Annotated in this window: 7 protein-coding genes; all 7 read left to right on the top strand. The window is 71.1% G+C overall.

The genetic code is table 11. From position 1 onward, the window contains the following. Positions 1-308 precede the first annotated feature (308 nt). A complete protein-coding gene (locus HHL10_RS29650) occupies positions 309-1,295 on the top strand; it encodes a GlxA family transcriptional regulator (RefSeq protein WP_169164034.1) in 987 nt (328 codons plus the stop codon). Positions 1,296-1,616: 321 nt separating this feature from the next. Further along, the gene (locus tag HHL10_RS29645) at positions 1,617-2,384 is read left to right on the top strand and encodes an SDR family NAD(P)-dependent oxidoreductase (protein ID WP_169164033.1); all 768 of its coding nucleotides are present in this window, start codon (positions 1,617-1,619) and stop codon (positions 2,382-2,384) included. A 19-nt stretch (positions 2,385-2,403) separates the two neighbouring features. Continuing rightward, positions 2,404-3,540 (top strand): acyl-CoA dehydrogenase, encoded by a 1,137-nt coding sequence (locus HHL10_RS29640; protein ID WP_169164032.1) that lies wholly within the window; start codon positions 2,404-2,406, stop codon positions 3,538-3,540. 78 nt (positions 3,541-3,618) lie between these two features. Further along, positions 3,619-4,914, top strand: a complete 1,296-nt coding sequence (locus tag HHL10_RS29635; protein ID WP_169164031.1) for an acetyl-CoA hydrolase/transferase family protein — start codon at positions 3,619-3,621, stop codon at positions 4,912-4,914. 110 nt (positions 4,915-5,024) lie between these two features. Then, complete coding sequence (locus HHL10_RS29630) at positions 5,025-6,233, top strand: acetyl-CoA C-acetyltransferase (protein ID WP_169164030.1); 1,209 nt, start codon at positions 5,025-5,027, stop codon at positions 6,231-6,233. Between the two features lie 804 nt (positions 6,234-7,037). Beyond that, entirely contained in the window at positions 7,038-7,913 is an 876-nt protein-coding gene (locus HHL10_RS29625; RefSeq protein WP_169164029.1) for a WD40 repeat domain-containing protein, read from the top strand. A 118-nt stretch (positions 7,914-8,031) separates the two neighbouring features. Further along, positions 8,032-8,785 (top strand): type 1 glutamine amidotransferase family protein (locus HHL10_RS29620; RefSeq protein WP_205833287.1); only part of this gene is annotated, 754 nt, incomplete at its 3' end.

The raw sequence follows: 8,785 nt of genomic DNA, 5'->3' as shown, positions 1-8,785 counted from the left end.
GCAGCGAGGCTGGCAGCAGCATGAGCTGGTCGGGCGCGTAGGGGCGGTAGCTGGTGGCCATCAAGTCAAAGCGCGGGTCGTGCCTTCGATTGTCCGCGACCCCGTTCTGCCGCCCACGCTCCTAGGCAATTCCAAATTGAGCCGGCGCCGCGCGGAGCGGGACATTCCGGTGCCGGGTTGAGGCCCGGTCGGGGACAGCGGGCGGGCGCAAAGCGCTCTGCCGGTCTTTCCGGGGAGCGGACTCGTGGCCCGCAGGCTGTGCACGTATAGGATCGGGCCATTCCGCCCGGCCTTTACGGAGAGCCCGCTTGCCACCCACCCGCGTCGCCGTCCTCGCCTTCGAGGGCATCAGCCTCTTTCATCTCTCGGTGCCGGGCCTCGTGCTGGGCGGCGACCGGCACGCCTGCGGACTCCCACCCTACACCCTGCGCTACTGCGCGGCGGTGCCCGGCCGCGTGCGCGGCGAGCACGGCGTGGAGATCGAGGCCGCCGGGCTGGAGGCGATGGCGCAGGCCGAGGTCGTCATCGTCCCGTCCTGGCGCGATCCCGAAGCCGCGGCGCCCGCCGCGCTGACGGACGCGCTGCGCCAGGCGCATGAGCGCGGCGCACAGGTCGTGGGCCTGTGCCTGGGCGCCTTCGTGCTGGGCGACGCCGGGCTGCTCGACGGCCGGCGCGCCACCACGCACTGGGGCTGGCGCGCGCTGTTCGGGCGGCGCTTTCCCCGGGCCGATTTCCGCCCCGACGTGCTGTACGTGGACGACGGCGGCATCGTCACCTCCGCCGGCACGGTGGCGGCCATCGACTGCTGCCTCAACCTCGTGCGCGGGCGCCATGGCGCAGCCGTTGCCAACCGCGTGGCGCGGCTGCTGGTGACGCCGCCGCACCGCCAGGGCGGGCAGGCGCAGTTCATCGAGCAGCCGGTGCCGGCGCTGGCGAGCGAGAACCGCCTGCCCGGCGTGCTGGAGTGGGCGCGCGAACGCCTGGCCGAGCCGCTGTCGCTGGACACTCTGGCCGAGGCCGCGCACATGAGCCGCCGCACGTTCACGAGGCGCTTCAAGGAGGCGACCGGCACCACGGTCGCGAAGTGGCTGGCGGCCGAGCGCCTGGCGCGGGCGCAGCAGCTGCTGGAAACCACCGCGCTGCCCATCGAGCGCATCGCCACCGAGGTCGGCTTCGGCACCGCGCTGTCACTGCGCCAGCATTTCACGACGCAACTGGGGACGGCGCCGTCGGCGTACCGGCGGGCGTTCTGCGCGGGGCAGGGCCGGGCGCCCAAGGAATCCGCCCGCGCCTGAAGCCGTCCGGCACGGCAGCCCATTGTCAACTCGCAGGCAACGCTGCCATTGACGAGTGACGTCGTATGTGCCGGCGGTGAGCTGGCAGGAAACAATCCCAGCTCGGGGCGGGAGCGGCGCGTTGCCATGGCTGCCTTTGAGCATCAGGGCCGTCCTGCCCGGCGTTGCGGCCTCGTGCCGCCGGTGGTCCGCGCTGGTGCGCGGGTGCCCATCCGCCCCACGCCACTTGCGGTCCCCAGGCATGGGCAGCGCTGCTGCCGGCGCCTACGCTTGCGGCATCGAAGGATGCGGTGCCGTGCGCCGCCAACCAGGAGACATGCCATGCAGATTCAGGACCGCGGTTTCATCGTCACCGGCGCCGGCTCGGGGCTGGGCGCCGCCACAGCGCGCCGGCTGGTGGGCGCCGGCGGGCGCGTGCTGCTCGTCGATCTGAACACCGAGGCCGGCGCCGCGCTGGCGGCCGAGCTGGGCGCCAATGCCCGCTTCGTCAAGACCGACGTGTCCGACGCCGCCAGCGCCGAGGCCGCGCTGGCCGAGTTCCGCGGCGCCTTCGGGCAGCTGCACGGGCTGGTCAATTGCGCCGGCGTCGCGCCCGCGGAAAAGGTGCTGGGCCGCGACGGCCCGCACAAGCTGGAGAGCTTCGCGCGCACGGTGCAGATCAACCTGATCGGCACCTTCAACATGCTGCGCCTGGCCGCGGCCGCCATCGCCGAGAGCGCCCCCGGTGTGGACGGCGAGCGCGGCGTGATCGTCAACACCGCCTCGGTGGCCGCCTTCGACGGCCAGATCGGCCAGGCCGGCTACGCCGCCTCCAAGGGCGGCGTGGTGGCGATGACGCTGCCCATCGCCCGCGAGCTGGCGCGCCAGGGCATCCGCGTCATGGCGATCGCGCCCGGGATCATGGAGACGCCCATGCTCAAGGGCATGCCCACCGAGGTGCAGGACGCGCTGGGCAAGATGGTCCCGTTCCCCTCGCGCATGGGCCAGCCCGACGAGTACGCGCGCCTGGTGCAGCACATCGTCGAGAACACGTACCTCAACGGCGAGGTGATCCGCCTGGACGGCGCCATCCGCATGGCGGCCAAGTGAAGCAGCTGGAGAGCGCAGCATGATCCCGACCCCCGAACAGGAAATGATCCGCGACGCCATGCGCAGCTTCGCGCAGGAGCGTCTGGCGCCCTTCGCCGCCGAGTGGGACCGCGAGCACCGCTTCCCCAAGGAGGCGCTGCAGGAGCTCGCCGGCCTGGGCGCCATGGGCATGGTGGTGCCCGAGGAATGGGGCGGCGCCGGGCTGGACTACGTGTCGCTGGTGCTGGCGCTGGAGGAGATCGCCGCCGGCGACGGCGCCACCTCCACCATCGTCAGCGTGCAGAACTCGCTGGCCTGCGGCATCACGCTCAAGTACGGCACCGAGGCGCAGAAGGACCGCGTCCTGCGCCGCCTCGCCACCGGCGAGTGGCTGGGGGCCTTCTGCCTGACCGAGCCGCAGGCCGGCTCCGACGCCTCGGCGCTGCGCACCCGCGCCGTGCGCGACGGCGAGCACTGGGTGCTGGACGGCACCAAGCAGTTCATCACCAGCGGCAAGCACGCGCAGGTGGCGATCGTGTTCGCCGTCACCGACAAGGCCGCAGGCAAGAAAGGCATTTCCTGCTTCCTCGTGCCCACCGACACGCCGGGCTACATCGTCTCCCGCCTGGAAGACAAGATGGGCCAGCACGCCTCCGACACCGCCACCATCACCTTCGAGAACTGCCGCATCCCGGCGGACCACCTGCTGGGCAAGGAGGGCGAGGGCTACAAGATCGCGCTGTCCAACCTGGAGGCCGGGCGCATCGGCATCGCGGCGCAGTCGGTGGGCATGGCGCGCGCGGCGCTGGACGCGGCCGTGAAGTACGCCAAGGAGCGCGTGGCCTTCGACGTGCCCATCATCGAGCACCAGGCCGTGGCCTTCCGCCTCGCGGACATGGCCACGCAGATCGAGGCAGCGCGCCAGCTGGTACTGCACGCGGCCACGCTCAAGGACGCGGGCCAGCCCTGCCTCAAGGAGGCGTCCATGGCCAAGCTCTTCGCTTCGACCATGGCCGAGCGCGTGTGCTCGGACGCGATCCAGATCCACGGCGGCTACGGCTACGTCAGCGACTTCCCCGTGGAGCGCATCTACCGCGACGTGCGCGTGTGCCAGATCTACGAGGGCGCTTCCGACATCCAGCGCCTGGTGATCGCCCGCGCCGTGGCCGGCGCCTGAGCCCCCGGGCCGGCGCGGCCGGCCCGTTCCCGCAGCAGAAGAAGCAGTAGCAGCCGTAGAGCCGTCGAGGAGTTCCCCATGTCCGTCCAGGACCAGTACCGCCAGAAGCGCAGATCGCCCCACGACGCCGTGGGGGAGGTGCGCGACGGCGACGTGATCGTCGTGCCCACTGGCGTGGGCGAGCCCCCGGCGCTGCTGCGCGCGTTGTCGGAGCGCCGGCGCGAGTTCCGCGGCGTGCAGGTCGCGCAGATCCTGCCGCTGGCCTCCCACGGCTACTTCGACCCCGAAACGGCCGGGCATGTGCGGCACCTGGCCTACTTCCTGGGCGGCCCCTCGCGCCCGGGCGCGCGCGAGGGCTGGATCGACACCCTGGCGAGCAACTTCTCGGAGCTGCCGCAGCTCATCCGCCGCGGGCTGACGCCGGCCGACGTGGTGTTCAGCGTCGCCTCGCCCATGGACGCGCACGGCTACTTCGCGCTGAGCCTGGCGGCCGACTACACCATGGCCGCCATCGAGCGCGCCAAGGTGGTGGTGCTGGAGGTGAACCCGAACGTGCCCTTTGCCTGCGGCAACTGCCACGTGCACATCTCGCAGGTGACGGCGCTGGTGGAGCACGAGGCGCCGCTGCGCGAGGTCGGGCTGCCCACCATCGGGCCGGTGCAGGAGGCCATCGGCCGCCAGGTGGCCGAGATGATCGAGGACGGCTCGACGCTGCAGATCGGCTACGGCGCCATTCCCGACGCCGTGGTCATGCAGCTGCGCCACAAGCGCGACCTGGGCGTGCACACCGAGATGATCGGCGACGGCCTGCTCTCGCTCATCGAGTGCGGCGCCGTCACCAACCGGCGCAAGAGCTGGCTGCCGGGCAAGTCCACCGCCACCTTCGCGCTGGGCTCGCGCAAGCTCTACCGCTACATGGACCGCAACCCGGCCTTCGAGATGCACCCGGTGGACTTCACCAACGACCCGTGGCTGGCCGGGCGCAACGACAAGCTCGTCACCATCAACGCCACGCTGCAGATCGACCTGTTCGGCCAGTGCGGCTCGGAGTCGCTGGGCCCCACGCCCTACTCGGGCACGGGCGGGCAGTCGGACTTCGTGCGCGCGGGCAACCGCTCCGAGGGTGGCAAGTCCTTCATCGTGCTGCCTTCCACGGCCAAGGACGGCGCGATCTCGCGCATCGTGCCCACGCTGCAGCCCGGCACGCTGGTGAGCACCAGCAAGAACGACGTGAGCTACGTCGTCACCGAGTACGGTGTGGCGCAGCTGCGCGGCAAGTCCATGCGCGAGCGCGCCCGCGCGCTCATCGCCATCGCCCATCCCGACTTCCGGCCCTGGCTGCAGGAAGAGGCCGCCCGGCTGCGGCTGGCCTGAAGCCGCGCGGCCCGCTGCGTCATGGGTTCTGAAGTATTCCGTCGAGACCGGGCCCGCTCCCCGGCCTCACTCACCTTGCACGCCGCTTTCGGCGGCACCTGGAGACTGAAATGACCGCCACTTCGAATTCGCAAGATCCCGTCGTCATCGTCGGCGCCGCCCGCACGCCGCTGGGCGCCTTCCAGGGCGACTTCGCCGGGCTGACGGCGCCGCAGCTGGGTGCCCACGCCATCCGCGCCGCCGTCGAGCGCGCCGGGCTGCAGCCCGAGGCGGTGGAGGAGGTGCTCATGGGCTGCGTGCTGCCCGCGGGCCTGGGCCAGGCGCCCGCGCGCCAGGCGGCGCTGGGCGCGGGGCTGCCGCTGTCGGCCGGTTGCACCACGCTCAACAAGGTCTGCGGCTCGGGCATGAAGGCCACCATGCTGGCGCACGACCTGCTGCTGGCCGGCAGCCAGCAGGTGGCGGTGGCCGGCGGCATGGAGTCCATGAGCAACGCGCCCTACCTGCTGCCCAAGGCCCGCGCCGGCCAGCGCCTGGGCCATGGCCAGATGCTGGACCACATGTTCTTCGACGGCCTGGAGGACCGTTACGGCGCCGCCACCAACGGCCGGCTGATGGGCACCTTCGCCGAGGATTGCGCGCGCCACTTCGCCTTCACCCGCGAGGAGCAGGATGCCTTTGCGTCCGCCTCCACGCTGCGCGCCCAGCAGGCCAAGCGCGACGGGCTGTTCCAGTGGGAGATCGCGCCGGTGGCCGTGCCGGGCCGCGGCGGCGAGAAGCTCGTCAGCGAGGACGAGGCCCCGGGCAAGGTGCAGCTGGACAAGATCGCCACGCTCAAGCCCGCCTTCGCCAAGGACGGCACGGTCACGGCCGCCAACTCCAGCTCCATCTCCGACGGCGCCGCGGCGCTGGTGCTGATGCGCCAGTCCACCGCGCGTGAGCGCGGCCTGGCGCCGCTGGCCGTGATCCGCGGCCATGCCACGCACGCGCAGGAGCCGGCCTGGTTCACGACCGCGCCGGTGGGCGCGATCCAGAAGCTGCTGGCCAAGGCGGGCTGGCAGGCGGGCGAGGTGGACCTGTGGGAGATCAACGAGGCCTTCGCCGTGGTGACCATGGCGGCCATGCGCGAGCTGTCGCTGCCGCACGAGCGGGTCAACGTGCACGGCGGCGCCTGCGCGCTGGGGCACCCGATCGGCGCCACGGGCGCGCGCATCATCGTCTCGCTGCTGGGGGCCTTGCGCCAGCGCGGTGCCAAGCGCGGCGTGGCCAGCCTGTGCATCGGCGGCGGCGAGGCCACGGCGCTGGCGGTCGAGCTGGTGTGACGCCGCTTGCGCTGCGGCTGACGGGCTGAAGCGCAGGCCGTCGATGAGAAGCCGGCATGGCCGCGACAGCGGCCATGCCGGCTTTTTGGTTTCTAGCAACACCCCCAGATAAACGGGTTGGATATTCCCGGGTTTCCATCCCAATGGGCCATGAAATAACCCTGTTGCCCTGAATCCATATATCGAGCGAATCAACATAGGGCGGGCCTTGCATAGGCGGCCGTGGTTGAAGCATTTTTTTTCAGATGTCGTCAGAAATTAACGTGGTTTTCCAGTTCAATAAGTGCTCCGCGTTGGTGCGCGGTGCATTTCGTGAATGGTCAGCCTCGGTGTTCCAAGCCCAGGTGAAATTGGCGGGCTGATATTCAGTGGTCCGTGGCTGTCGCCGAGCGGAATGGTTGAGGGTAGAAGAAAAACCCGTCGCCGAAGTCATGACTGCGCTGGACGCGGCCTTGTCCTGCCGGGCAGGTCGCGGAGGAGTGCGGCAAGCGCGGCGTCTGATGAACCGGGCCATGGGCCATGGCCGGTATGAATTGTTTTCCGCGCCTGGATTCTTTCCCGGCATGACGCCACTGGAAATTTGAGGGAGGGTGCATGGGACATGCAGCAGTGCAAATCCGACGGGTATGCCTGGCGTCGGTGGGATCGCTGTGCGCGGCGGTGCTGATCGGGTGCGGGGGCGGTGACGAAACTGCCAAAACCACTGCGTCGGCTGCGGCGGCCCATACCGGAATAGAGTCGCCGGCAGCAGCAAATGCGGCAAAACCCGCAGCCCTCAAGTTGGGCAAGTCGCTGCGGCGGTATTTGAAGAAAGGCGTCACGGCGGTGGCACTGTCGCCCGACGGCGGCTCGGTGGCCGTGGCGCGCGCGGACGGCAAGGTGCGGCTGCTCGACGCCAACAGCGTGCTCGACGTCTCCAAGTTCGACATCGACATCGGCGCGGTGGCCACCGGGGTGCTGTTCAGCAGCGACGGGCGCCGCCTCGGGGTGGTGGGCCGCGACAGCGACGTGCACCTCTTCGACGCGGGCACGGGCAAGAAGCTGCTGGCGCTGCACGGCCACGAGCACCCCATCCGCGCCGTGGCACAGAGCCCCGGCGGCGCGCTCATCGCCACGGGCGGCGAGGAGACGCGCGTGATGCTGTGGAAGGCCGCCACGGGCAAGCTCGAGCGCATCCTTTCGGGCCACACCGGCTTCGTCAACGCGGTGGCCTTCAGCCCCGACGGCAGCCTGCTCGCCAGCGCCGACTCCGAGGCGCGCATCCTGGTGTTCAACGTGGCCTCGGGCCGGCTGCTGTACACGCTGCGCGGCCATGCCGACGAGGTCAACGCCGTGGCGTTCCGCCCCGACGGCCGGGTGCTGGCCAGCGCGGGCGCGGACGGCCAGGTGCTGCAGTGGGACCTTTCCACGGGCTACCGCAGCCAGGCCTACGTGGGCCACAAGACGGCCGTGCGCAGCGTGGACTTCAACCGCGACGGCACGGTGCTGGCCAGCGGCGGCGAGGACGGGCAGATCCTGGTGTGGGACGCGGCCAGCGCGCGGCTGGAGCGCCAGCTCAGCGCGGGCAGCGCGCCGGTGAACACGCTGGTGTTCGACGACAAGAACAAGAACGTGCTGTTTGCCGGCGGCGACGACAACCGCGTCGTGCGCTGGAACGTGGCCAGCGGCGTGGGCCAGTAGGCGCGCAGCGACTTGGGGGCCCTGCGGTGCCGGGCCCGGCTTGATGAAGCAAGAACGAGCCCGGAGGAGAGCGGCAATGCGGCAATGTGATGTCCTGCGTGCGCGATGCGCCAGACAGATGGTGTGGTTCCTGCTGGCGGGGCTGCTGGCGCTGCTGGGCTGGGTGCGCCCGGCGCAGGCGGCGGACCCGGCGCAGGGCCCGGGCGGGCCGATCCTGGTGCTGACCTCGGGCCAGAGCAACTTCGGCCCGTACTACGCCGAGATCCTGCGCACCGAGGGCTTCAACGCCTTTGCCGTGGCCGACGTGGCCAGCGTGAGCCCGGCCACGCTGGCCGCGTATGACGTGGTGATCCTGGCCAAGACGGCGCTGTCGGGCAGCCAGGTCACGGTGCTCAGCGACTGGGTCAATGCCGGGGGCAACCTCATTGCCATGGCGCCCGATGCGCAGCTCGCGCCGCTGCTGGGCCTTGCCAGCGCGGGCGGGCAGCTGGCCAACGGCTATCTTCTGGTGGACGCGGCCACCAGCGTGGGCAGCGGCATCGTCAACCAGACCCTGCAGTTCCACGGCAGCGCCGAGCGCTACACGCTCGCGGGCGCCACGGCGCTGGCCACGCTCTACAGCAGCGCCTCCAGCGCCACGGCGCACCCGGCGGTGACGCTGCGCAGCGTGGGCGCGGGCAAGGCCGCGGCCTTCACCTACGACCTGGCCACCTCCGTGGTCTACACCCGCCAGGGCAACCCGGCGTGGGCCGCGCAGGAGCGCGACGGGCTCACGCCGATCCGCTCGGACGACAAGTACTACGGCGCGGCCGCGGCCGACCCGCAGTCCGACTGGGTGGACCTGGCCAAGGTCGCCATCCCGCAGGCCGACG

This window comes from Azohydromonas caseinilytica (assembly GCF_012927045.1).
Lineage (GTDB): Bacteria > Pseudomonadota > Gammaproteobacteria > Burkholderiales > Burkholderiaceae_C > Azohydromonas > Azohydromonas caseinilytica.
This window is presented reverse-complemented; position numbering and strand designations above follow the sequence as displayed.